General features: G+C 62.9%; 24 protein-coding genes and 1 pseudogene. 10 read left to right on the top strand and 15 right to left on the bottom strand.

Annotated elements, in window-relative coordinates; genetic code table 11:
* Positions 1 to 181: 181 nt before the first annotated feature.
* From CHB90_RS26325 to CHB90_RS22410, 6 genes are all read right to left on the bottom strand, one after another.
* Positions 182 to 583 carry an AAA family ATPase gene (locus CHB90_RS26325; RefSeq protein WP_141135952.1) on the bottom strand — a complete coding sequence of 134 codons (402 nt, stop codon included), beginning with the start codon at positions 581 to 583 and terminating at the stop codon, positions 182 to 184.
* Positions 529 to 1248 (bottom strand): tyrosine-type recombinase/integrase, encoded by a 720-nt coding sequence (locus CHB90_RS22430; RefSeq protein WP_342744985.1) that lies wholly within the window; start codon positions 1246 to 1248, stop codon positions 529 to 531. Before CHB90_RS22430 ends, CHB90_RS26325 begins: the two co-directional genes overlap by 55 nt.
* A 567-nt stretch (positions 1249 to 1815) precedes the next feature.
* The gene (locus tag CHB90_RS22425) at positions 1816 to 2079 is read right to left on the bottom strand and encodes a DUF6455 family protein (protein WP_089280032.1); all 264 of its coding nucleotides are present in this window, start codon (positions 2077 to 2079) and stop codon (positions 1816 to 1818) included.
* A 10-nt stretch (positions 2080 to 2089) separates the two neighbouring features.
* Positions 2090 to 2374 (bottom strand): DUF6455 family protein, encoded by a 285-nt coding sequence (locus tag CHB90_RS22420; protein ID WP_089280028.1) that lies wholly within the window; start codon positions 2372 to 2374, stop codon positions 2090 to 2092.
* Positions 2375 to 2377: 3 nt separating this feature from the next.
* The gene (locus CHB90_RS22415; RefSeq protein ID WP_089280027.1) at positions 2378 to 2635 is read right to left on the bottom strand and encodes a DUF6455 family protein; all 258 of its coding nucleotides are present in this window, start codon (positions 2633 to 2635) and stop codon (positions 2378 to 2380) included.
* A gap of 93 nt (positions 2636 to 2728) precedes the next feature.
* Positions 2729 to 3439, bottom strand: a complete 711-nt coding sequence (locus CHB90_RS22410; protein WP_089280026.1) for a M48 family metallopeptidase — start codon at positions 3437 to 3439, stop codon at positions 2729 to 2731.
* Positions 3440 to 3533: 94 nt separating this feature from the next.
* On the opposite strand from CHB90_RS22410, the gene CHB90_RS22405 reads away from it, so the two are divergent.
* Complete coding sequence (locus CHB90_RS22405) at positions 3534 to 3950, top strand: thiol-disulfide oxidoreductase DCC family protein (RefSeq protein ID WP_089280025.1); 417 nt, start codon at positions 3534 to 3536, stop codon at positions 3948 to 3950.
* Between the two features lie 9 nt (positions 3951 to 3959).
* The gene (locus tag CHB90_RS22400; protein WP_089280024.1) at positions 3960 to 4190 is read left to right on the top strand and encodes a hypothetical protein; all 231 of its coding nucleotides are present in this window, start codon (positions 3960 to 3962) and stop codon (positions 4188 to 4190) included.
* 6 nt (positions 4191 to 4196) lie between these two features.
* On the opposite strand, the gene CHB90_RS22395 is transcribed toward CHB90_RS22400, so the two are convergent.
* Positions 4197 to 4454 carry a DUF167 domain-containing protein gene (locus CHB90_RS22395; protein WP_089280023.1) on the bottom strand — a complete coding sequence of 86 codons (258 nt, stop codon included), beginning with the start codon at positions 4452 to 4454 and terminating at the stop codon, positions 4197 to 4199.
* A 98-nt stretch (positions 4455 to 4552) separates the two neighbouring features.
* On the opposite strand from CHB90_RS22395, the gene CHB90_RS22390 reads away from it, so the two are divergent.
* Entirely contained in the window at positions 4553 to 5131 is a 579-nt protein-coding gene (locus tag CHB90_RS22390) for a nitroreductase family protein (protein WP_089280022.1), read from the top strand.
* Complete coding sequence (locus CHB90_RS22385; RefSeq protein WP_089280021.1) at positions 5128 to 5817, top strand: EI24 domain-containing protein; 690 nt, start codon at positions 5128 to 5130, stop codon at positions 5815 to 5817. The genes CHB90_RS22390 and CHB90_RS22385 overlap by 4 nt, the downstream gene beginning before the upstream one ends.
* A 96-nt stretch (positions 5818 to 5913) precedes the next feature.
* On the opposite strand, the gene CHB90_RS22380 is transcribed toward CHB90_RS22385, so the two are convergent.
* Positions 5914 to 6204, bottom strand: a complete 291-nt coding sequence (locus CHB90_RS22380) for a DUF1467 family protein (protein ID WP_089280020.1) — start codon at positions 6202 to 6204, stop codon at positions 5914 to 5916.
* Entirely contained in the window at positions 6204 to 6608 is a 405-nt protein-coding gene (mce, locus tag CHB90_RS22375) for a methylmalonyl-CoA epimerase (protein ID WP_089280019.1), read from the bottom strand. The genes CHB90_RS22380 and mce overlap by 1 nt, the downstream gene beginning before the upstream one ends.
* Before the next feature lie 134 nt (positions 6609 to 6742).
* Here mce and CHB90_RS22370 point away from each other — a divergent pair, with 134 nt between their 5' ends.
* Positions 6743 to 7462: a response regulator gene (locus tag CHB90_RS22370; RefSeq protein WP_089280018.1), complete on the top strand. Its 720-nt coding sequence runs from the start codon at positions 6743 to 6745 to the stop codon at positions 7460 to 7462.
* A gap of 7 nt (positions 7463 to 7469) precedes the next feature.
* Here CHB90_RS22370 and CHB90_RS22365 read toward each other — a convergent pair whose 3' ends face one another.
* The 3 genes from CHB90_RS22365 to aspS all read right to left on the bottom strand — a co-directional run bounded on the left by CHB90_RS22365 (position 7470) and on the right by aspS (position 11965).
* Positions 7470 to 8696, bottom strand: a complete 1227-nt coding sequence (locus CHB90_RS22365) for a DUF1501 domain-containing protein (protein ID WP_089280017.1) — start codon at positions 8694 to 8696, stop codon at positions 7470 to 7472.
* A gap of 3 nt (positions 8697 to 8699) precedes the next feature.
* Entirely contained in the window at positions 8700 to 10073 is a 1374-nt protein-coding gene (locus CHB90_RS22360) for a DUF1800 domain-containing protein (RefSeq protein WP_089280016.1), read from the bottom strand.
* A 110-nt stretch (positions 10074 to 10183) separates the two neighbouring features.
* Positions 10184 to 11965, bottom strand: coding sequence for an aspartate--tRNA ligase (gene aspS, locus CHB90_RS22355; RefSeq protein WP_089280015.1), 1782 nt, complete (start codon positions 11963 to 11965; stop codon positions 10184 to 10186).
* A gap of 154 nt (positions 11966 to 12119) precedes the next feature.
* On the opposite strand from aspS, the gene CHB90_RS22350 reads away from it, so the two are divergent.
* A complete protein-coding gene (locus CHB90_RS22350) occupies positions 12120 to 13349 on the top strand; it encodes an SAM-dependent methyltransferase (RefSeq protein WP_245823338.1) in 1230 nt (409 codons plus the stop codon).
* Between the two features lie 4 nt (positions 13350 to 13353).
* On the opposite strand, the gene CHB90_RS22345 is transcribed toward CHB90_RS22350, so the two are convergent.
* The gene (locus tag CHB90_RS22345) at positions 13354 to 14046 is read right to left on the bottom strand and encodes a CPBP family intramembrane glutamic endopeptidase (RefSeq protein WP_089280014.1); all 693 of its coding nucleotides are present in this window, start codon (positions 14044 to 14046) and stop codon (positions 13354 to 13356) included.
* 164 nt (positions 14047 to 14210) lie between these two features.
* Here CHB90_RS22345 and carB point away from each other — a divergent pair, with 164 nt between their 5' ends.
* On the top strand, positions 14211 to 17582 hold the full coding sequence (gene carB, locus CHB90_RS22340; RefSeq protein WP_089280013.1) for a carbamoyl-phosphate synthase large subunit: 3372 nt from the start codon (positions 14211 to 14213) through the stop codon (positions 17580 to 17582).
* A gap of 292 nt (positions 17583 to 17874) precedes the next feature.
* The gene (locus CHB90_RS22335; RefSeq protein ID WP_089280030.1) at positions 17875 to 18261 is read left to right on the top strand and encodes a hypothetical protein; all 387 of its coding nucleotides are present in this window, start codon (positions 17875 to 17877) and stop codon (positions 18259 to 18261) included.
* A 43-nt stretch (positions 18262 to 18304) separates the two neighbouring features.
* Here the strand turns inward: CHB90_RS22335 and CHB90_RS22330 are convergent, their stop codons facing one another.
* Together CHB90_RS22330 and CHB90_RS22325 are read right to left on the bottom strand one after the other, a co-directional pair.
* Positions 18305 to 18547: a hexameric tyrosine-coordinated heme protein gene (locus CHB90_RS22330; protein ID WP_089280012.1), complete on the bottom strand. Its 243-nt coding sequence runs from the start codon at positions 18545 to 18547 to the stop codon at positions 18305 to 18307.
* A gap of 104 nt (positions 18548 to 18651) precedes the next feature.
* Positions 18652 to 19068, bottom strand: coding sequence for an RrF2 family transcriptional regulator (locus CHB90_RS22325; protein ID WP_089280011.1), 417 nt, complete (start codon positions 19066 to 19068; stop codon positions 18652 to 18654).
* Between the two features lie 360 nt (positions 19069 to 19428).
* Here CHB90_RS22325 and CHB90_RS27125 point away from each other — a divergent pair, with 360 nt between their 5' ends.
* On the top strand, positions 19429 to 21186 hold the full coding sequence (locus tag CHB90_RS27125; protein WP_245823337.1) for a 5-formyltetrahydrofolate cyclo-ligase: 1758 nt from the start codon (positions 19429 to 19431) through the stop codon (positions 21184 to 21186).
* A gap of 258 nt (positions 21187 to 21444) precedes the next feature.
* Positions 21445 to 21753 (top strand): annotated as a pseudogene (locus CHB90_RS22315) (aminotransferase class IV); the annotation flags it as partial.
* Positions 21754 to 21767: the final 14 nt, after the last annotated feature.

Genomic DNA, 21767 nt, shown 5'->3' with positions numbered 1-21767 from the left:
TTCCGCTCGTCAGAGCGGCGACAGCGGACGGATACTGGTGGACACTATCAGCCGAGGGTTCCGCTCGTCAGAGCGGCGACAGCGGACGGATACAGGCCGGCCAGTTCTTGGTCTTGTAGCTCGGCGGGATCGGTCTGCTCATGCAGGACAGCTACCACGCTGGATTCACGAGATGAATCCCTCAACCAGCCTTTGCGCAACAAAGCCTCTCGCCGGGCTCTGGCAAGTGTTCCATTTCGTTCCACGGATCCACGATGATCAGCTTGCAGCCATCACGAACTGCCAGCGTATAGATCATGGTTTGCAGCCACCCAAGGTTGTGAGCCTTGTTTCCGTCGAAGGTCCGGTGCACGACCCGGAAATGCCCATCCAAAAAATGGGCACACCGGGCTTGCTCGTCAGCCGAAAGACTATCCCACGGCTTGCCGGTTTGCAGCCGCGCGAGGTGGTCGCGAATCCGGTAGGGGTGGGTTTCGAACTCCAGGAACCCGACCTTGACGTTTTCTGCCTTGGCGACGTGGTAGGCCGCTAAGGTGGTGAAAGTCGATTTCCCGGATCCCGGAGTCCCTGTCCCCGCGGACATTGCACCGATCTCGAAGGCAGGCGAAGCGCGAGATGGGAGCGAGCCTCGTCACCCAAGGTCCGGTAAAAGGCGGGAACGTCCTGCCAAGGCAAGGAGGGAATGTTCTTGGGGACATGGCGTGACTGACCGAGCAGCGCCTTGGCGTTTTCGGCTGCCTGCAAGTCGACATCGAGACCCATCGCCGCCGCGTGCTTGAAAACGATCGAAATGCGGTTAAGGGCCTTGCGAGCTGTTTCGGCCTTTTCATGCCACAGCGGCGCCAAGACATCCCGTATGTCGCGCTGATCGATTTCTTCGACTGGAACATCGCCCAATTTTGGAAGGACATGGTGATTGAGCGGCGAAAGCCATCGCCCTGCTTTCCCGTCGCCTTTCAACTCTGCCTTGCGGGCATCGAATGCTTCCATCGTCACTGCCCGAAAGGTGTTGTCGTATCGCGCCGCCTCACGGCGTTGACGTTCACGTTCTCGGATCGGGTTCTTTCCAGACTGGACGATTTTCCTCCAACGGTCACGTTCGACACGGGCCTCCTTCAAGCCAACCGAAGGATACCCACCAAGACCCATCTCATGTCGACGTCCATGCAGATCAAATCGCAAGAACCATTGCGCCCCCGTCGGACCGCTTCTGGAGCCACAGACCGTTGCCGTCGTTATGCTTGCCAACTGGCGCGCTCCTTCCGAAGGCCGCTGACAACTTGTTCAGAGCTGGCATTCCAGTTCGCCTCCACCCACCATTGAACCCACCTCTACATATTGGATAATTTTGGACGGAATAAGTCAGTTTTGGATGTAGCATGTAGCAACATCAGACACTTAACGACTGTCCGGATAGCTATTGAACGCTGCTGAACCATATGGGGCAAGGGTTCGGTGCCTCTCCTGGGCACCACTTACCCCTCACATCGCCGCTCATACCCACCCCACTGCTTTTGCGGGACAGGCGGTCAGCGCACATTCTGTGCGCGGTACGGGCAGAATCTTGAAGCCGGACAGCAACCCGGTCTTGGGTCAATGGCCAGAACGGTTCGGAGAAACATGGCAATAAAGAAACGATCTTCAATCGCCTCCACTATGAAGGTCTCGACTGAGTGCAAACACACTCCTCGCACGCCAAGGCGGCCCAGAGCTTTGGGCGCAGTCTCAAACCGGGCGACCGTTTCTGCAAAACCACCCCGCAGAGCCAGGCAATTTCATCCTGTCTCCGATCCACCAAATGCCGGGATTGAAAACTCAGACGCGACGGCGAAGGTCAGACAGGATCGTGCTGTTGCAGCAACCGGGTGGCGGAGTCGGGGTCAGACTGGCCTGACTGGCCAGCCAGCTTTCGCAGGCCGAGACCAACGCACACCCCCGGCAGCGGGTGACCATACCTGCATAAGTGTCGGGGGCAAGGCGGCCGGTTTTCATCGCTTCGTGCAGATTCAGGCCCATGACCCGCGCCACGCTGCGCGTCATGAAGAAATGCCGGGCGGGATCGCCAAGCGTCAAGGTCATCACGTCTCTCCTAGGGCGTCGTGTCCAGAACCGCGTCTTTCAACGCGGCAAGGCGTTTTCGGTTGACGCAGGGGGTCGGCAGGGCGCGGATGTCATCCCCCGGTGCGTCCAGCCAGTGGCCGCAGCCTTCGGCCCAGGTGCAGCCCCGGCACCGGGTCACAAGCCCCGCCCAGTCCACCTGACTTAGCAGACCGACATCGACGGCGCGTACAAGATCAACGCCAGTGGCCTTGGCCATGCGCTGAACAAGCCAATAGTGATCCGTCGCATTGCCAAGAGGCTGCGGTCCGCTCATGGTTCAGTCCTGTTCCAAGGCGCGAAACAGCGCGGCATTGCGGCAATACTCGGGTGTGTCCGACGTCGTCGCGTCCTGCGCATCCAGCCAGTGTTCGCATTTGTCGACAGCGGTACATCCGGTACAGTGCAGCACAGCATTCTCAAGGTCTGTCATCGACAGCTTGCCGCGCAGCATCTGTTCCTCAAGATCAATGCCCCGCGCCTGTGCCATGTTGTCAACAAGCGCCGCGTGCCGTCTGAGCGTGGTCTGACTTTGCATGGGTCGGTCCCCTTGGTTCTGGTCCAATGGGGCAAGGATGCCGACTCGGGTCTGACTCTGCCTTGATGCAGGTCAACGTGGCGTCAACTGGATCTATTGCCCGGCAAGCGCCGCCGCCGTATCGCGTACGATCTGCATACGGGCGGCATTGGGCGGGTGGCTGCCCAGGAACTTGTTGCCCGGATCGGGGATACGGCCAAAGAACTTGGCCCCGTTCACCGGATCATAGCCTGCGCGATAGGCGATGATGGTGCCCAACTGATCTGCTTCCAGCTCAAACTCCTTGGAGTAGGTCCGCGCACCGACGGCAGCGCCCAGTTCTTGGGCGTTGCGCACCGCCTCGGCCTCGGCTCCGCTGATGGCGGCGATTCCGGCAAACACCACCGCGCCGATGGTGGCGCTTTCGCGGGTCTTGGCCAGATGATCCTGAATGTGGTGCGCCGCCTCATGCCCCATGACAAAGGCCAGTTCGTCCGCGTTTCGAACCGAATTGATCATGCCGATGTTGAACGCCAGAATCGGCCGCCCGTACCGGTCCTCTGTCTGAAAGGCATTCGGGGCAAGGTCGGCCCGGTCATCCACGACGATCTGGAAGTCGCAGTTCATTCCGGTGGTCCGCTTGCGGCACTCTCGTTCGGCCAGTGGTTCGACGGTCTGGACCACTTCGACAAATTGCCGTGCGGCACGGTTGGCGCGCACTTGCGCCTCGGATCCGCCCACGGCAGCGGGTGCCGGCGAAGGCAGGGACATCGGCGCGCAGGCAGACAGCAGCGCAAGGGCGATGATCAGGAGTAGGCGATACATAAAACAGTCCAGACAGGCGATGCGGGCTATCGGTATCTAGGCCGCATTGGCGTCCTGCGCCAGACAGTCGCGTTCACTTGGCGGTGTTGCGCCGGTGGCCTATCTCTTTCCCATGCAGGAAAAAACCACTGTCATATACAACGACACCTGCCCGATCTGTTCGCGCGAGGTGGACAGCTATCGCCGCATGACCGCACGGGACGGGCTGGATATTGCCTATTGCCGCCTGTCCGATGGTGCGCAGGCAGCGCACGGGTTGACCAGGGATGCGGCAGCACGGCGGTTTCATGTGATCCGTGACGGCAAGATGCTTGACGGGATGCCGGCCTTTGCCGCGCTCTGGGAAGAGATGCCCCGCCTGCGCTGGCTGGCGTGGCTGGTGCGGCGTCCGGTCCTGCGGCAAATCACCGAAGGTTTATACGATCACGCCATGGCCCCGATGCTCTACCGGATGCACCTGCGTCGTCAACGCCGCCAAGAATCGGTTTCCGGCCCCGCCGCGCCGCGATAACCTGCCCCCATGTTCAGTGTAGAGCACGATTTCGACGCCACCGTGGTGACCCTTGTGGATGAGGGCAAAGCACCACTGAAAGAGGACGTGGTGATTTCCAGTTTCGAGGAATGTGTGACGGTCGAACAATACGACCCCCGCACCGACCGCGTGGAAAAGATCACCCTATCGATTTCCCAGATGCGCGACCTTGTCGCTGCTGTCAGCATGCCCGAAGGCGTCTATCGCCGCGACGAATAAGACGCCTTATTCAGCGATGCGGAACAGCTTATCGCGTGAGGTGTCGCCGCGCAGCAGCTGCAGCCGCGACTTCGGGACTCCCAATGCCTTGGCCAGCAGCTTGACCACCGCCGCGTTTGCCTTGCCGCCCTCTGGTACGGTCGTCACCGACACACGCAGGCTGTCCCCGCCGCGCAGGATCGCATTGCGCGCGGCCTTTGGCTTGACGCGCACGGCCAATGTGGCACCGGGTGTGGCAAGGTCGCTCAGATCGGGCAGTTTCATGGGTCTGGGATACAGGCTACGAGGACGCGCGCAAGATAAGTGGTTGAAACCGGCGCGTCAGGGCCTGACATATCTGCAAACTGCCCGAAGGAAATGCCATGCCCTCCTCCAATTCCGCCGCGATGGCGTTTCTGCTCTCGCGCCGCTCGCGCCCCGCCAAGACGCTGACCGGGCCTGCCCCGAATGACGCCGCGCTGATGCCGCTGCTGACGGCGGCGGCGCGGACCCCTGACCATGGCAAGCTGGAACCCTGGCGCTTTGTCGTCCTGCGCGAGGGGGCATTGCGCCGGTTGGCGGGCGAGGTTGCGACCTGCGGAGAACGTCTGGGCAAAAGCCCCGAGGACATCGCCAAGGCGCGCGACGCCTATGACCGCAGCCCGTTGGCCGTTGTGGTTGTGGAGGTGCAAAAGGACAGCCCCAAGATCCCGGCGCTGGAACAGACCTATTCCGCCGGTGCCGTCTGTCTGGCGCTGCTGAACGCGGCGCTGGCCTCTGGCTGGGGCGCAAACTGGCTGTCCGGCTGGGCGAGCCATGACCGTGGCTTTGCCGAAGGGGCGCTGGGTCTGGCCCCCCACGAGAGAATTGCGGGCGTGATCCATATCGGCACCGAAGGGGCCACGCCTCCAGAACGCCCGCGTCCTGATCTGGGTGCAATCACCACCTGGGTGTCGGAATGATCTTCGACGCGGTGTCGCGGGCCATAGCGCAAATGCCCGACCCGCGCTTTCGCGGCGTGCTCTTCCGGGGGATCGGCATCACCGTTGCGGCCCTGGTCGCGGCGGTTTTCGTGATTTTTCAAGCGGTCGGCTGGCTGATCGGCGACGACGCCAGCCTGCCCCTGATCGGACAGGTGTCCTGGCTGAACGACGCCGCCAGCTGGGCCTCTGTGCCGGTGATGCTGGTGCTGTCGGCCTTTCTGATGATCCCGGTCGCCTCGGCCATCACCTCGCTTTTCCTCGAAGAGGTGGCCCAGGCGGTCGAGGATCGCCACTACCCCGGCCTCGGCCCCGCCACGCCGGTCAGCATTGCCGATGGCCTGCGCGACTCGCTGGGGTTTCTTGGCACGCTGGTTGTGGCAAACCTGCTGGCGCTGGTGCTCTACCTGCTGTTTGCCCCGTTGGCGCCGTTCATCTTCTGGGCGCTGAACGGCTTCCTTCTGGGCCGGGAATACTTCACGCTGGCCGCGATGCGCCGCGTGGGCCGCGCCGAGGCGCGCAGGCTGCGCCGCCGCCACATCGGCGCGATCTGGGCCACCGGCGTCATCATGGCCGTGCCGCTGACCTTCCCAATCGTCAACCTGTTGGTCCCGGTCCTCGGCGCCGCCGCCTTTACCCATGTGTTCCACCGGGTGACCGCGCGTTGAGCCTACGCTTCTTCTGGCCAGAAATATCCAAAAAGGCGACCGAAGGACGCCGCAGGTCATGCTGAAAGCATGGCCCTGACATGACCCCCGCGTGCCTCACTTGACGTGAGAACTGCCGTCCATACGGTTGAACATCCAGCCGTCGATGTCGCGCACGGTCACAACCTCGAATATGATGATCGAGGCGACGATGGCCCAGATCACCGCCGCGACGCCGGTGGTGATCCAGGCCTTGCGTTTCAGGTTGTGAACCTCGGGGCTGCCGGCATGGGTGCCCGGCACAACCGAGCCCATGTCGCCCTGTGTCTTCAGCCGGATCGGGATCACGACGAGGAAGGTCATGAACCAGATCACGGCATACAGCACGATCCCCGACGTAATGCCCATCAGACCTGCTCCAACTCGACAAGGCAGCCGTTGAAATCCTTGGGATGCAGGAACAGCACCGGTTTGCCATGCGCGCCGATCTTCGGCTCGCCACTGCCCAGCACCCGCGCTCCGGTTTCCTTGAGGTGGTCGCGCGCGGCAATGATGTCATCGACCTCGTAGCAGATGTGGTGGATGCCCCCCGAGGGGTTCTTGGTCAGAAAGCCGTTGATCGGGCTGTCATCACCCAGCGGATACAGCAGTTCGATCTTGGTGTTCGGCAGTTCGATGAAGATCACCGTCACCCCATGATCCGGTTCGTCCTGCGGCGCGCCTACCGTCGCACCCAGCGCGGTGCGGTACTGCGCTGCGGCGGCTTCGAGGTCGGGCACGGCGATGGCCACATGATTCAGGCGTCCGATCATCTCAATTACTCCATGGCTGGTGTTGCCAGAGGTTATGGCGTTTGGGCCACGACCGGACAAGGCGGTGCGACCCTTAACCGCTTGTTCACCGTGTCACGCCAATCTGGTGAGCGACTCGTGAAGGAGCGACTGCCATGGACGACACACAAAAGCTATCTCCGCACCTGCGTCCCACCACGACGCGGCCCCTGTTGGGGCTGACGATTCTGGTGGTCGAGGACAGCCGATATTCCTGCGACGCCTTGCGCCTGCTTTGCCTGCGCTCGGGGGCGCGCATCCGCCGGGCCGATTGCCTGAAATCGGCGCGCCGCCATCTACAGGTCTATCGGCCCAGCGTTGTGGTCATCGACCTTGGCCTGCCGGACGGATCAGGGGCCGAACTGATCGCCGAACTGGGCGTTGCCTGCCCACGTGTCGACGTGATCCTTGGCACCAGCGGTGACAGCTTTGCCGAAGAGGTGGCGCTGGCTGCCGGCGCGGACGGTTTCCTGGCCAAGCCGGTGTCGTCCGTCGTCGCCTTCCAGAACGCGATCCTCAGCGCGCTGCCGGTCGAACGGCGCCCCACCGGCCCGCGCCTTGTCTGTGATGAGCCTGTTTTGCCCGATCCACTGGCCTACCGCGATGACATGGCCCATGCGGCGGATGTGCTCTCTGTCGCGCCCGGCGACGACCGCAGCCTGACCTATCTGACACAGTTCCTGGCCGGGGTCGCCCGCAGCGCCGGCGACGGCGTCCTGCAAAAGGCGGCAGAGGATCTGGCAGATGCCCGCGCCGCCGGTCAGCCAGTCAAGTCCAGCCTCGCACGGGTGTCCGCACTGGTGCGGGACCGCGTGGCAGACCGATTGGCAATCTGAACCGTCTCTACAGCAACAGTTGCGGGTCGTCGCCCATGTCCAACCCGGGAAAAATCGTCGACTCCAGCGCCGACCGTTCCACCCCGTACAGCCCGCGCAAGATCCAGGCCAGATGGGCGCGCAGATCACGCGTCGGCATGACATCGCGGCGATTGTACAGCGCGGTCTCATTCAGTCCGGGCCAGTCCGCGATCACCCGTCCACCGCGCAACGCGCCACCCGCCAGCACCATTACCCCGCCAGAGCCGTGATCGGTGCCGCCCGTGCCGTTCCAGCGCGCCGTGCGGCCGAACTCTGTGACTGCAACCACGGTTGTCTGACCCCAGGCCGCGTCTCCCAGCGTCTCCTTCAGCGTCGTCACAGACTGCGCCAGTTGGGTCAGCGCGCGTGGCAGATAGTGTGCCTGCGTCTTGTGTGTGTCCCATCCGGTCAGCGAATAGCAGGCGATCCGCGCCGCCCCCCGCAGCTGATCGCCCGCAAACCGGGCCAGTGCCGCACCGGGCATCTGGCGGTCCTTGTTGCTCATCCTGTCGTCACGCATGGCGGCCATCATGTCGCCCATCCCGCCGGTGAATTCCAGAGCGTCGCCATCGCTGCCCGCAAGGGCAAAGGCAGTGTCCAGCGCCGCCGCCATGACCGGATCGGATTGCATCACGCGCCGGGTCAGTAGAATGGCCTGAGGCGACAGGCGCAGATCGGCCTCCGGGGTCCAGCGGCTTACCTTTGCGGGACCTTGCAGAATGCGCAGCGGCTCACTGCCGATGGCATAGGCCGTCTCGGCGCGGGCATCCGGCATGCGCTGCACAAGACGGTTCAGCCAGCCATCCTCTGGCAGCGGTGCGTCAGAGGCAGCCACACCGGCCTCCAGCAAATCCTGCCCGTCGAAATGGCTGCGCTTGTCGCGGTAGGGGATCGACACCGCATGCGCAAACCCCAGATCCCCGGCCTGCCACAGCGGCATCAGCGGGGCCAGCGCGCCGTGCATGGCAAATCGCCCGTCCAGATCAATCGCGCCACCGCCATCCAGATCCAGCGCGGGTCGCCCCAATCCGGCGAAATCGGGGTCGCCATAGGGGCTGACCGCGCCCAACCCGTCCATGCCGCCACGCAGGATGATCACCACCAGCCGGTGGTCGCCCGGCGTCGCGGCCAGAGTGACCGGTGTCACCAGCGGACTGGCGGCCAGCGAACAGCCCAACGCGGCGCTGCGGGTCAGAAAGCGGCGTCTGTCCATGGTCTACATCCTCTGAAACGCGGGAGAGGCCAGCACAACGCCGATCCCGTCGGAGCGGGTCTCTGCGGCGCTGGCGGCGAAACGCACCTCTTCAGGCGCACGCGCGCCAAGGGCGGTCACGACAAAATCGCGCGGGTCCGGCAGCCTGTCCAGCATCAGCTGCGGCAGGGTGAACCCCCATTGCAGCCGCGCCGCCAACCCCTGCGGTGTGAGCCATGCACCATCCGCCTCTGGCAGCCCGTCGGGGCCCAATGGTTCCTGCCAGACCTGCCCCATCTGGCGCAGCGGGTTCATCAGCAGCAAACCAGCACGCGCAGCCAGCGCCTTGGGCGGCACATCCAGCGCGCGACAGGCCGATGCGATAAAATCCAGCGGCGGTTTGGCATTGCCCGGCGCCGGGTCCCAGGCGGCAGGATGGCTGAGCATTGCGTGATACACCTGGGGCAGGTCGCCCCCTGTCTGCCACCAGACCTCTGCCATGGCGGCGACAAGCGCGGTGTCGGGATGATCACCGATGAAATGCACTGCCAGCTTGTGCGCGATATGCCGCGCCGTGGCCGGATGGCGGGCCAGATCGCGCAGGACAGCGTGGATGTCCTCCAACGCCGGCTGCGCGCCGCCGTAGGACGTGCCCAACACGGTCTCCGCGCCCGGTTCGGCCAGGGCCGCGCGAAACTCTGTGCCCGCTTCGGCGGTAAAGGCCAACCCGGTCAGCAGTTTTGCCAGTTCATACACATCGCCTTGAGTGTAGGGACCACCCACGCCCAGCGTGTGCAGCTCCAGCAGTTCCCGCGCAAGGTTCTCATTCATGCCCTTCCTGCCCGGATAGCGCAGGGCCTGTGGCGAATTTGGCCCCGCAGAGGCGTGCTGATCCAGAGAATGCAGCATCTGCGGATGAGTGACGGCCGCGATCAACATGTCTTCGAATCGGCCCGCTAGGTACGGGCGGATGGCCGATTCCAGATAGGGTGAGGTTGAGATCCGCAGCACATTGACCTTGCCGCGCGCGGAGAAATGATCCCCCCAAAAGCTTTCGAGCCGTTCCCGCAGGGGCGTTTCGCTGGTGATCCGACGCGCCACATGCGCCACCAGCCAGTCCAGCCGCGCCTTGCGGCCCTCCCGGTTCAGCTTGATGATGCTCTCAAGCGCCTCTTCGGCCAGCGCCGTGCCCCTTTCCTGCCGTCGGATCCGGCCCAGCGCGTTCATCGGAGTCAATCGCGACGCGAGGAAAATCTCATATGTTTCGATGGGATGCGCGGCTGCGGCGGTGTCCGGCCCCAACAGCCCGGCCAGCATGGCCTCCACGCTGTCAGGCGCGGCGATCCGGGGGGATCGGCCGCAGCCAAAGCGAATATCGGCTAGGAGTGGATCGAACATGGAAATGCCTCAACAGTGCTGGGCGCACTGTAGAGGATGCGGGGCGGTTTTGCATCGCCCCGCACGGAATTGTGCCCGCCGTGTCGGCGGAAAGACGCCTTGGGTCGCCGTCAGTCCTGTGGAATGACGCGCAGACCCAGTTCCATCAACTGCTCCGATGACGGGTCCGACGGCGCGCTCATCATCAGGTCTTCGGCGCGCTGGTTCATCGGGAACATGATGACCTCACGGATGTTCGACGTACCCGCCAGCAGCATCACGATCCGGTCGATGCCCGCAGCACAGCCACCGTGCGGCGGCGCGCCGAAGTGAAAGGCGTTGAAAAGCGCACCAAAGCGCGATTTGACCTCATCCGCGCCGTAACCGGCAATCTCGAACGCCTTCAGCATGACCTCGGGCTTGTGGTTGCGGATCGCGCCGCTGACCAGTTCATACCCGTTGCAGGCCAGATCATACTGGAAGCCCTTGACCGCTAGCGGATCGCCCATCAGCGCCTCCATCCCGCCTTGCGGCATGGAAAAGGGGTTGTGCTCAAAGTCGATCTTGCCGGTTTCCTCGTCCTTTTCGTAGATCGGGAAATCCACGATCCACGCAAAGGCAAAGCGGTTCTGGTCGGTCAGGTTCAGTTCCGTGCCCAGCACGTCGCGCGCCTTGCCCGCGACCCGCTGAAAGCTGGCCGGTTTGCCGCCAAGGAAAAACGCTGCATCACCCACGCCAAGGCCCAGTTGCTGGCGGATCGCCTCGGTCCGTTCCGGGCCGATGTTCTTGGCAAGGGGGCCAGCGGCCTCGATGCCCTGCCCCTGATCGCGCCAAAAGATGTACCCCATGCCCGGCAAGCCCTCTTTCTGGGCAAAGGCGTTCATGCGGTCGCAGAACTTGCGGCTGCCGCCGCCCGGTGCCGGAATGGCGCGGATTTCGGTGCCGTCCTGCTCCAGCAGTTTGGCAAAGATAGCGAAACCGGAGCCTGCAAAATGCTCGGACACCACCTGCATCTCGATCGGGTTGCGCAGGTCGGGCTTGTCGGTGCCGTATTTCAGTGCCGCCTCGGCATAGGGGATCTGCGGCCATGTTTCGGGCGCGTCGACCGATTTGCCGCCGCCAAATTCCTCGAACACACCGGCGATCACCGGGCTGACCGTGTCGAACACGTCCTGCTGGGTGACAAAGGACATTTCCATATCCAACTGGTAGAAATCGGTGGGCGAACGGTCAGCGCGCGGGTCCTCATCGCGGAAACAGGGCGCAATCTGGAAATACTTGTCAAAGCCGCTGACCATGATCAGCTGCTTGAACTGCTGCGGGGCCTGCGGCAGGGCGTAGAACTTGCCCGGCTGCTGGCGCGACGGCACCAGAAAGTCGCGCGCTCCCTCGGGCGATGACGCGGTGATGATCGGCGTCTGATACTCGCGGAAATCCTTGGCCCACATCCGCTTGCGGATGGACGCCACCACATCGGACCGCAGAGTCATCGACGACTGCATCGCCTCACGGCGCAGGTCGAGATAACGGTATTTCAGGCGGGTCTCTTCGGGGTATTCCTGATCGCCAAACACGATCAGCGGCAGCTCATCGGCGCTGCCCAGCACCTCCAGGTCGCGCACGAACACCTCGACCTCGCCGGTGGGCAGGTTCGGGTTCACAAGGCTGGCGTCGCGCGCCAGCACGGTGCCGTCGATGCGGATACACCATTCCGAGCGCACCTTTTCCAGCGCGCTGAACACCGGGCTGTCGCCGTCGGCGATCACCTGCGTGATGCCATAGTGGTCGCGCAAATCGATGAAAAGCACGCCGCCGTGGTCACGGATGCGGTGCACCCAGCCGGCCAGACGGACGGTTTCGCCCACCTGGTCCTTGGTCAGATCGGCGCAGGTGTGGCTGCGATAGGCGTGCATGTCGGGCCCCTTCGGATATGCGCAAAAGACAGGCGCGATACATCCCGAGGGGCGCAAGAAGTCAAGGGAGGTGGCTTTATTTGACGAGAATCGCCGGAACCTGATAACCGTCGTGACCTGAAGAGGGGCCAAAAGGCCGCATGAGGGTCACGCCATGTCTGAATCGCTGTTCTGCAACATGCTGCGCCGGATGGTTCGGCACGGCCACCTGACAGTCACGCTGCCCAGCGGTCGGACAGAGGTAGTGGGATCGGGCCAAGGCGACAGCCTGCAATTGACCTTGACCGGGGACGGCACCATTCGCCGCCTGCTTCAACGGCCCGGTCTGGCGCTGGGCGAGTGTTATACCGACGGCACGCTGCAAATCGAAGGTGACGACCTGCCCGGCCTGCTGAACCTGCTGGCGGTCAACCAGAGCTTTGCCGAGATGCCGCTCTGGTACAGGGTGCCGCGCAGCATTCAGGGCGCCTTGCGCGGGTTTCTGCAACGCAACACACCGTTCAGCGCGCGACGCAACGTGGCACATCACTATGATCTGTCCGACGACCTGTACCGGCTCTTTCTGGACGCGGACATGCAGTATTCCTGCGCCTATTTCACCCGTCCAGACATGACGCTGGAAGAGGCGCAGGCCGCCAAAAAGGCGCATATCGCGCGCAAGCTGTTGATCGAACCCGGGATGAAGGTGCTGGACATCGGCTGTGGCTGGGGCGGCATGGCGCTGACACTGGCACGCGACTATGGCGCGAATGTCACCGGGGTGACCCTGTCGGAAAACCAGTTGGCCACCGCGCAGGCGCGGGCCAAGGCAGAGGGGCTGGAGGATCGCGTCACCTTTCGCCTGCTCGACTACCGGCGGCTTGAGGAACGGTTTGACCGCATTGTCAGCGTCGGCATGCTGGAACACGTCGGGGTGCCGCACTACGGCGAATATTTCGGCAAGGTCCGCGATCTGATGGCCGATGACGGGGTGGCGGTGATCCATTCCATCGTCAAGAACGGCCCGCCGCGGCCCAACAACGCCTGGATCGACAAGTACATCTTTCCCGGCAGCTATGCGCCTTCCGCCTCGGAAATCTACCGCGCAATCGAAAACAGCTGGTTCCATCAGTCCGACGATGAGGCGCTGCGCATCCACTATGCACTGACGCTCAAGGGTTGGCGCGAACGGCTGGAGGCACAGCGCGACACGGTCGAGGCCATGTTTGACGCGAAATTCATGCGGATGTGGCGGTTCTACCTGGCCTCGATGGAGGTGGCCTTTCAGTCCGGCAACCTGCATGTGCAGCAATGGCAACTGGCCAAATCCATGTCCACGGTGCCGATCACGCGGGACTATCTGTATCCCGCGACGCAGGCGGCCTATGATCGGGCGGCGGAATGACGTCCTAAAACGGCCGCACCACGTTGCCGGAATAGAAATAGTTGCCGGAATAGAAATATACGCCCAAACCCAGCGCAAACAGGATCACACCGGACAGCGAATGCAGCACAACCGCCTCGGCAAAGCTGCCGCGCCGCTCATAGGCCCATGCAAAGACCAGACCGCCGGAAAAGGTCATCGCCGCGACGATCCAGTTCCAATACATCAGGTGCGCAAGGGAAAAGAGCGCGGCGTTCAACACCAGCGGTGTCCAGTCGCCGCGTGGCAGCAAGCCGCCATAGCGGCGAAAGAACAGCGGTCGGAACACCAGTTCCTGCGGCAAGGCCGACAGCACTGGATACAGCAGCGCGATCATCAGCATCAGCAGCGGATTGACCCGGATCAGCGCAAAGGCCGCCTCTGGCGCGGTCAGCCAGATCACCGCCGAACCGACTGCGGCGGTGATCGCGCCGAACCCCGCGATCAGCTGCCAGTCGATCCGACCCGCGCCAAGAGCCAGTGACCGCCAATCGAATCCCGGCGTCAGGTGCAACAGCACCACCCCCAGCGCGGTAAAGCCAAACAGCAGCGGAAACATCACGTCCGGCGGAAAGGCGGCGGCGATAACCAGCGGGATCACCGCAAACAGTCCGATGAACTCGACCCACAACCGGACCCGGCGCGCGGCACCGCCGTCTTCGTCTGACACAATGGACATCGCTGTGGCTCCTTGCTCTGCGCGCCCGCCACAGATAGGCACGGCGCGGCCCCGTACCACCCCGTTCGAGGCTTGCGCTCAAAGGCGCGCCGCGTATAACGCCGACAATTTGCCAAGAGACTCTCCCGGGGCCCTCGCCGTCCGGGGCCAAAATGGAGCGCCCGATGCCCAAGAGAACCGACATCCAGTCCATCATGATCATCGGAGCGGGCCCTATCATCATCGGTCAGGCCTGCGAGTTCGATTATTCCGGCGCACAGGCCTGCAAGGCCCTGCGCGAAGAGGGCTACCGGGTCATTCTGGTCAACTCGAACCCGGCGACGATCATGACCGACCCCGGTCTGGCCGACGCCACCTACATCGAGCCGATCACGCCCGAAGTCGTTGCCCGCATCATCGAGAAAGAGCGCCCCGACGCGCTGCTGCCCACTATGGGCGGCCAGACAGGCCTGAACACCTCTCTGGCGCTTGAGGAAATGGGCGTGCTGGAGAAATTCGGCGTCGAGATGATCGGGGCCAAGCGCGCCGCCATCGAGATGGCCGAGGACCGCAAGCTGTTCCGCGAGGCGATGGACCGCATCGGTCTTGAGAACCCCAAGGCGACCATCGTCACCGCGCCCAAGAATGCCAAGGGCAAGTTCGACCTGGATGCCGGCGTGTCGATTGCGCTGGAAACGCTGGAATATGTCGGCCTGCCCGCCATCATCCGCCCCGCCTTTACCCTTGGCGGCACCGGCGGCGGCGTAGCCTACAACCGCGAGGACTACATTCACTACTGCCGCACCGGCATGGATGCCTCTCCCGTGGGTCAGATCCTTGTGGACGAGTCGCTGCTGGGCTGGAAAGAGTTCGAGATGGAGGTTGTCCGCGACAAGGCGGACAATGCGATCATCGTCTGTGCGATTGAGAACGTCGACCCGATGGGCGTGCACACCGGCGACAGCATCACCGTCGCGCCCGCGCTGACGCTGACCGACAAGGAATACCAGATCATGCGCAACGGCTCTATCGCCGTCCTGCGCGAGATCGGCGTGGAAACCGGCGGGTCGAACGTGCAGTGGGCGGTGAACCCGGACGACGGCCGCATGGTCGTGATCGAGATGAACCCGCGTGTATCCCGCTCCTCCGCGCTGGCATCCAAGGCAACAGGCTTTCCCATCGCCAAGATCGCCGCCAAGCTGGCCGTGGGCTACACGCTGGACGAGCTGGACAATGACATCACCAAGGTCACGCCGGCGTCGTTCGAGCCGACCATCGACTATGTCGTCACCAAGATCCCCAAGTTCGCGTTCGAGAAATTTCCCGGCGCCCAGCCGCTGCTGACCACCGCGATGAAATCCGTGGGTGAAGCGATGGCCATCGGCCGCACCATCCACGAATCGCTGCAAAAGGCGCTCGCCTCGATGGAATCGGGCCTGACCGGCTTTGACGAGGTCGAGATCCCCGGCGTCGGTGTCGACGCTTGGTCGATCCCCGCCGACAAATCCGCCGTGATCAAGGCCATCGGCCAGCAGACCCCGGACCGCATGCGCACCATCGCGCAGGCCATGCGCCACGGCCTGAGCGACGACGAAATCCACGCCACCACCATGTTCGACCCGTGGTTCCTGGCCCGCATCCGCGAAATCGTCGAGGCCGAGGTCGAAATTCGCGCAAACGGCTTGCCGCAAGACGCTGACGGCATGCGCCACCTCAAAATGATGGGCTTTACCGACGCGCGGCTCGCCAAGCTGACCGGCTTCTCCGAAAAGGACGTGCGCCACCGCCGTCACGGCCTGGGCATCAACGCCGTCTTCAAACGCATCGACACCTGCGCCGCCGAGTTTGAGGCGCAAACGCCCTATATGTACTCCACCTACGAAGAGCCCATGATGGGCGAGGTGGAATGTGAGGCCCGTCCCAGCGACCGCAAAAAAGTCGTCATCCTCGGCGGCGGTCCCAACCGCATCGGGCAGGGGATCGAGTTCGACTATTGCTGCTGCCACGCCTGCTTTGCCCTGACCGACGCGGGCTATGAGACCATCATGGTCAACTGCAACCCCGAGACCGTGTCGACCGACTACGACACCTCGGACCGGCTGTACTTTGAGCCGCTGACCTTTGAACACGTCATGGAAATCCTGCGGGTCGAGCTGGAAAACGGCACCCTGCACGGCGTCATTGTCCAGTTCGGCGGCCAGACCCCGCTGAAACTCGCCCGCGCGCTGGAGGCCGAGGGCATCCCGATCCTTGGCACCACGCCCGACGCCATCGACCTTGCCGAGGACCGTGAGCGGTTTCAGGCGCTGGTCAACCAGTTGGGCCTGAAACAGCCGCGCAACGGCATCGCCTCAACCGACGCGCAGGCGCTGGCGATTGCCGAGGACATCGGCTTTCCGCTGGTGATCCGTCCCTCTTACGTTCTGGGTGGCCGCGCGATGGAAATCGTCCGCGATATGGACCACCTGCGCCGCTATATCTCTGAGGCGGTAGTGGTATCCGGCGACAGCCCGGTGCTGCTGGACAGCTACCTGTCCGGGGCTGTGGAGCTGGATGTGGACGCGCTGTGTGACGGGCAGAACGTCCACGTCGCGGGCATCATGCAGCACATCGAAGAGGCTGGTGTGCATTCGGGCGACTCTGCCTGCTCACTGCCGCCCTATTCGCTGGGCAAGCCGATCCTGCAAGAGATCGAAAAACAAACCCACGCGCTGGCCAAGGCCCTCAACGTTGTCGGCCTGATGAACGTCCAGTTCGCCATCAAACTCAATGAGGCGGGCGAGGATGAGATCTTCCTGATCGAGGTGAACCCGCGCGCCAGCCGCACCGTGCCTTTCGTCGCCAAGGCGACCGACAGCGCCATCGCCAGCATCGCCGCCCGCATCATGGCCGGTGAGCCGCTGTCCAACTTCCCGCTGCGCGCAGGCTATGCCGAGGACACCGACTACGACACCGACGTGCCGATGGCCGACCCGATGACGTTGGCGGACCCGAACATGCCGTGGTTCTCTGTCAAAGAGGCGGTGCTGCCCTTCGCCCGCTTCCCCGGCGTCGACACCATCCTTGGCCCGGAAATGCGCTCTACCGGCGAAGTCATGGGCTGGGACCGTTCGTTCCCGCGCGCCTTTCTCAAGGCGCAGATGGGCGCAGGCACCATCCTGCCGCACGAAGGCGCGGTGTTCTTTTCCATCAAGGATGAGGACAAGACCCCACAGATCGCTGAAACCGCGCGTGTTCTGGTGGACCTCGGCTTTACCATTGTGGCGACCCAAGGCACGGCGGATTTCCTCGATACACAAGGGATCGCCTGCGAAAGGGTCAAAAAGGTCTACGAAGGTCGCCCCAACGTGGTCGACCTGATGAAGGACGGCGGCATCCAACTGGTGATGAACACCACCGAAAGCGCCGCCGCCGTGGCAGACAGCCGCGAAATCCGCTCTGTCGCGCTGTACGACAAGATCCCCTACTACACGACCGCCGCGGGCGCCCATGCCGCCGCGCTGGCGATGAAAGAACGCGAAGAAGGTGAGTTGGTGGTGAAGTCGCTGCAGGGCTGAGCCCCGCCCCGATACTCAGGTCAGAATTGGGGCCACGCGCAATGGATCTGCGCGTGGCCCTTTTTTGCCGTGGTCGCGGCAATCGACCACATCTGCGATCACGACGCGCCGACCGAATACTGGAACAGTTTCACGGCGGACAGACGTGTAGCAGGTTGCAGCCGAACCGTGTTGGCATCTGTTCACAGAACACGCGGGTTTGCGCCATCGCAAAGACTTGCGCCACTACTATACCGCAGAGGATGTTCCGACGCCGCCGGTCTTGCGGTGGCACACACAGGAGGGCGAACCGATGCACAAGACAAACAGGGCCTCCCGTATCGCGGGTGCCATCGCGATCGGCTTTGGAGTGCTGACCCTCATGTCGGGCGGCAGTACCCTGCTCGGCGGACTCGACATGGGGCAGGTCGTTCTCTTTGTGCTTTGGTTCAACACACTGGCCGGGCTGGTCTATGTCGTGGCCGGTGTCGGACTCTGGCAAGGTCGGCGATGGGCGTTTGCCCTGTCACTTGCCATTTTCGCGGCGACATTGCTGGTCTTTGCCGCCCTCGGCCTGCACATCGCACAGGGCGGCCCGTTCGAAATGCGGACCGTCTATGCCATGACCCTGCGCAGCGCGGTTTGGGGCGGTATCACGTTGGTGGCGCGCCAAGCCCGATCAACGGGGCATCTCGGATAGGTCGGCGACGTGTTCCCCCACGATACACTGGTCCCCGCTCCGGTCACCCTTTGTCTTGCGTGTCCCGCCAGTATTCATTCGCCGCAGCGATGGTGGCAAAATGGGTCGCCACCACTTGGCTGACTGCGATAAGGGCGTCTGGGTCCTCGGCGTAGGTCGGACGCAAACGGTCGCGGACTTCGGCATCGGGCTGGGTCAGCTTTACCGCCACCCGTGATAGTTTTATGGCAAGGTCATAGCCCTCTTCCGGCGTTTCGGTCTTGAGTGTCGGGAGCCAGCTTGCCATTGGTTTTTCCTTTCGGTTCAGTTGGTAAAGTATTGGGAACACCGCGCCTTGGGCCTATATCTGGATCGTCAAGAATTGCGGTCACTGTGCCCTGCCCTTCATCCTCATTCCGTCGCCCGGTCCCGAAGCGCGATATCGGCAAGAGTGGATCTGTTCAGATCCTCGATGAACCTGGCCTCGGCGTGACGCAGCCGGGATTTCAGGCGACAACAGCCGTCGATGGTACAGTTTCCGCCATCCGGCACGAAACACTCGACCAGAGCCTGTCCCTCTTCCAGCAGCCGCACGACATCGCCAATCCGGATCTCGGCGGGGTCGTGCCGCAAGGTCGCCCCGCCTTTTGCGCCGCGCCGGGTCTCGACGATGCCGCCCCGTGCAAGCCGTTGCATGATCTTCGCCAAGTGATCGCGAGACAGCTTGAACTCCCCGGCCAGGTCAGCGGTCGAAAAGGCCCGGTCCGGGGCGCTCGCCATCCGCATCAGCATTCTGAGCCCGTAATCGGTGAAGGAAGTAAGGTTCATGTCGCTCCGCACTGGCAAAATGGTATTTACAATACCTATTTCATGGATGTAGCCTGAGGCACAAGCTCAAATCCTTGGGGAGGCCAAGCCACCCGCCGAACCTCAGATCATCGCCGCTCTGACCGAAGAACTCCGAGATGGCGAAACTGACACTCCCCCATAATCCTTCCGACCACGCCCATTTCAAGGTGACAGGGCATCATGGAAATCACCGCGCCCGACAGATCGAACCTGCGCTTTTGCGCGACCCCTTGCCGGATACGCGCGTGAATGGGGCGTCACACTGCTTTATGCCGCGAAGGACGAGATGCATAGAAACGCCGACCACCTGCGCCTGTGGCAGGAACAAGAGGGCCAGACATGACGGACCGGCATGAGGACTCGCTGCATACGCCGCTTTGTGGCCTGCTTGGATGCGACGTGCCCGTGTTGCTTGCCGGCATGGGCGGCGTGTCCCGGTGGGAACTGGCCGCCGCCGTGGCCGATGCAGGCGGGTACGGGATGCTGGGCATGGTCCGCGAAGACCCCGCGCTGATCGTCGCAGAAGTCACCGCGCTGCGGGAAGCGACCGACCGACCCTTTGCCGTCAATCTGATCCCGGCGGCGACAGAGGCATGTTTGCTGGATGCACAGATCGCCTGCTGTCTCGACCTTGGCGTTCCGGCCTTCAGCTTTTTCTGGGACGTGATGCCAGATGTGGTGGACCGCGTGAAACGTGCCGGGTGCCTGGTTCTGCATCAGGTCGGCACGGTCGAGGCGGCGCGGATCGCCGCAGAGGCGGGCGCGGACGTGATCATTGCGCAGGGTGTCGAGGCGGGCGGCCATGTTCACGGTCGAAGCCCGGCCTTTGAACTGACCGACCGGATACTTGGGCAGACCAACCTGCCGGTCGTGATTTCCGGCGGGATCTCAACAGGTAAAGATCTGGCCGCTGCGCTGGCAATCGGCGCCAGTGGCGTGCAATGCGGAACGGCCTTTCTGGCGACCGAAGAGTCTTTTGCCCACCCTTATCACAAGTCCCGCATCGTCGAAGCCACTAGCGACGACACGGTGCTGACCGATGTTTTTGTCCTGAATTGGCCCAAGGGCGCGGCAGTGCGAGTGATTGCGAACAGCGTGACCGATGGGTTGCGCGGCAACTACCTGGGCCACGACCCCGACAGCCTGCCGCATCAGGCCATCGCCTGGGACGGCGATCAGCCTCGGCTACGCTACAGCACGGATTCGCCCCTGCGAACCACGACCGGCAACCTGGAGGCGATGGCGCTATATGCCGGTCGGGGTGCAGGGGCCATCAAGAATGTATCACCCGCTGCCAAGCACCTGAACGATATGGTGTCGCAAGCCCGGCACATCCTGAACGGGGACAGTTCGAAACGCCTGCAAGGCGACCTCAAAAGCGACGATTTCAAGAGCTTCCGCTGCCAAAGCGGCTTTTCCTCACCGCCCTGCTATGCTGCCGAGATCGCACCGGACTATTTCGATCCGCTTGCAGTTGACACCGAACAGGCATGCGATGTCGCCCGCTGGCGAAAGTCCGAGCGCACGCGCCTGCGCGACGCCCGGATGGCGCTGTCCGTGGCGGAACGCAAGGAAATCGGTGCGGCGCTGGCTCGGCACTTGAGGCAGGTGTTGCAAGATCGCTTTGACGGTGCGCGGGGAATGGTCTTTTCCGCCTACTGGCCGATCAAGGGAGAGCCTGACCTGCGCCCGCTGATGGCCGAACTGCACGCGGCCGGCGTGACCATTGCTCTGCCACTTGTCGAAACCAAGGCGGCGCCGCTCACCTTTCGCCACTGGACACCCGAAACGCGCATGGTGCGCGGCGACTGGAACATTCCCGTCCCACCCCCGGACGCGCCCATCGTCACGCCGCAAATCACGCTTGCTCCGCTCGTGGGCTGGACGGCGACAAGGTATCGCCTGGGCTATGGCGGCGGCTATTTCGACCGGACGCTGGCTGCGCTCAAACCGAAACCGTACGTCATCGGCATCGGGTTCGAGTCAGCGCATCTCGCGACGATCTACCCGCAACCCCATGACATCCCTTTGGATCTCATCCTGACCGAGGCCGGGGTGCGGTCTGACTCGAACGAAAGCCTGACTTCCGGACCCTGACCTGGACCACGATTTGCGCACTTGCGTTCTTTGGTACGAATAGTGGTAAACGCAGTCGCCTTTGCTTTTTTCACATTCGAATACGGCTGATCAGCAGGTGTTTTGCAGCGCTGCTAGACCCGGAAAAAACGACCCAAATGACCAAGCGGCCGCATTAGAAAGTCGAACAGCCAGACGTCGAGTTCTGGAGTTTGCAATAATGCGCGCCGCCTTTCGGACAAGACACTCGACAAGGACATCGCAGCACCGGAATGTTTCGACGCCTGCAACTTTTTCATCGTCCGCAAAGGCGCTGTTTGGACATCAACCGGTGACTATTGCATGAATGGGATCACCCGCCAGAAGGTAATCGACCTGTGCCGCACGTTGGAGATACCGGTTTTTGAGCGCAACTTCTCCCTGATTGATGCCTACAGCGCGGATGAAGCCTTTCTGACTGGCACCTTTGGCGCTCAAACCCCTGTGTTCATTATCGACGGACGGGTTATCGGCGGTGGCAAAGCCGGACCGGTGTTTCATCAGATTCGCGCCGCTTACAAGCAATTGATATCGGAAAAGCGCGGATGACTGCGTCAGCAGCC

Origin of the sequence: Antarctobacter heliothermus, assembly GCF_900188425.1 — a bacterium.
GTDB classification, from domain to species: domain Bacteria; phylum Pseudomonadota; class Alphaproteobacteria; order Rhodobacterales; family Rhodobacteraceae; genus Antarctobacter; species Antarctobacter heliothermus.
The sequence above is the reverse complement of the archived record's forward strand: the minus strand, read 5'-3'. Positions and strand labels throughout refer to the sequence as shown.